The 1,234-nt window shown below is 36.2% G+C and carries 2 protein-coding genes; both read right to left on the bottom strand.

Features of this window, described 5'->3' with window-relative positions; all coding sequences use genetic code 11:
* The coding region (locus ACRD7B_RS22715; RefSeq protein ID WP_430826964.1) for an IS3 family transposase at nucleotides 1-914 on the bottom strand (914 nt) is incomplete at its 3' end.
* Nucleotides 857-1,168: a transposase gene (locus ACRD7B_RS22710; protein WP_430826963.1), complete on the bottom strand. Its 312-nt coding sequence runs from the start codon at nucleotides 1,166-1,168 to the stop codon at nucleotides 857-859. The genes ACRD7B_RS22715 and ACRD7B_RS22710, both read right to left, overlap by 58 nt.
* Between the last annotated feature and the right edge of the window lie 66 nt (nucleotides 1,169-1,234).

Here is a 1,234-nt window from a genome sequence, read left to right as displayed (position 1 = left end):
GCAATTAAAACTTGGTAATAATTTAATTCATATTCAATGGGAGTTACATATCCCAATGAAGAGTGTAATCTCTTGCTATTATACCACCCCTCAATATATTCAAAAACAGAAAGCTTAGCCTGTTCAATGGTTTCATATCTACAATGATAGACCAATTCGGACTTTAATGTTTTGAAGAAGCTTTCAGCAACAGCATTATCCCAACAATTTCCTTTTCTACTCATGCTTTGTTTAACCTTCGAGTGTTTATTCAGTATCGTTGTAAATTCTTTGCATGCATATTGGACGCCTCTGTCTGAATGAAAAATTAATTCCTGTGTTATTTGTCGTTTCCTGGCTGCCATGTTCCACGCGGGGATTACGGTTTCTGCTGTATGCATAGTTTTACTTAAAGACCAACCAATCACTTGTCGATCAAATAAATCAATTACTGTTGTTAGGTACAACCAACCTTGTAAGGTTCTGATGTATGTGATATCTGATACCCATGTTTGACCGATTCTCTCAGGTTTGAAATTCCGCTTAATAATATTTGGAGCAACTGGAAAATGATGATTTGAATCAGTGGTTGTTTTGTACTTCTTTTTCACTTTGCTTTTAAGTCCTAACTGTGCCATTAACTTTGCCACTTTAGGCTTAGAACAACTATATCCTCTACGTTTTAGCTCCTCTGTGACTCTCGGGCTTCCATAGGTTTGTTTGCTCATTTTAAAGATTTCTGTTATTTCTTTTTTTAATACCTTGTCATGTGCCGCTCTTGCTGATATGCCGCCATTGAGCCATTTGTAAAAACTACTCTTACTTACATTAAAAACCTTACACATCTTTTCAATAGGAAATATCGCTCTATTTTCAGCTATAAACTGGTAGAATTCCCATCGCTCTTGGAAAAGATGTGAACGGCTTTTTTTAATATTGCTAGCTCTAATTGAGCTTCTTTGAGCTCTTTTTTTAATCGCTTGATTTCTGAAGCACTGCCAGAGTCAGCAGCGGTACCGCTGCTGACTCTGGCAGTGCTTTTAGTACCTATACCATTTCTCCACTTATAAATACGTTGCACATCAATCCCTAACTCATCAGCCAACTCCTTGATGTTGGTTCTTTCGTAACTCAATTTAACCGTATTCTCTTTGAACTCGGTACTGTAATACTTTTTCTGTGTACTCATTTTTCTAAGATATTATTTTGGTCTTAATATCTCTAAAAAATCGTCCGTGTAAATTTAGCAACTCCA

Source organism: Carboxylicivirga fragile, assembly GCF_050589805.1.
GTDB classification, from domain to species: domain Bacteria; phylum Bacteroidota; class Bacteroidia; order Bacteroidales; family Marinilabiliaceae; genus Carboxylicivirga; species Carboxylicivirga fragile.
This window is presented reverse-complemented; position numbering and strand designations above follow the sequence as displayed.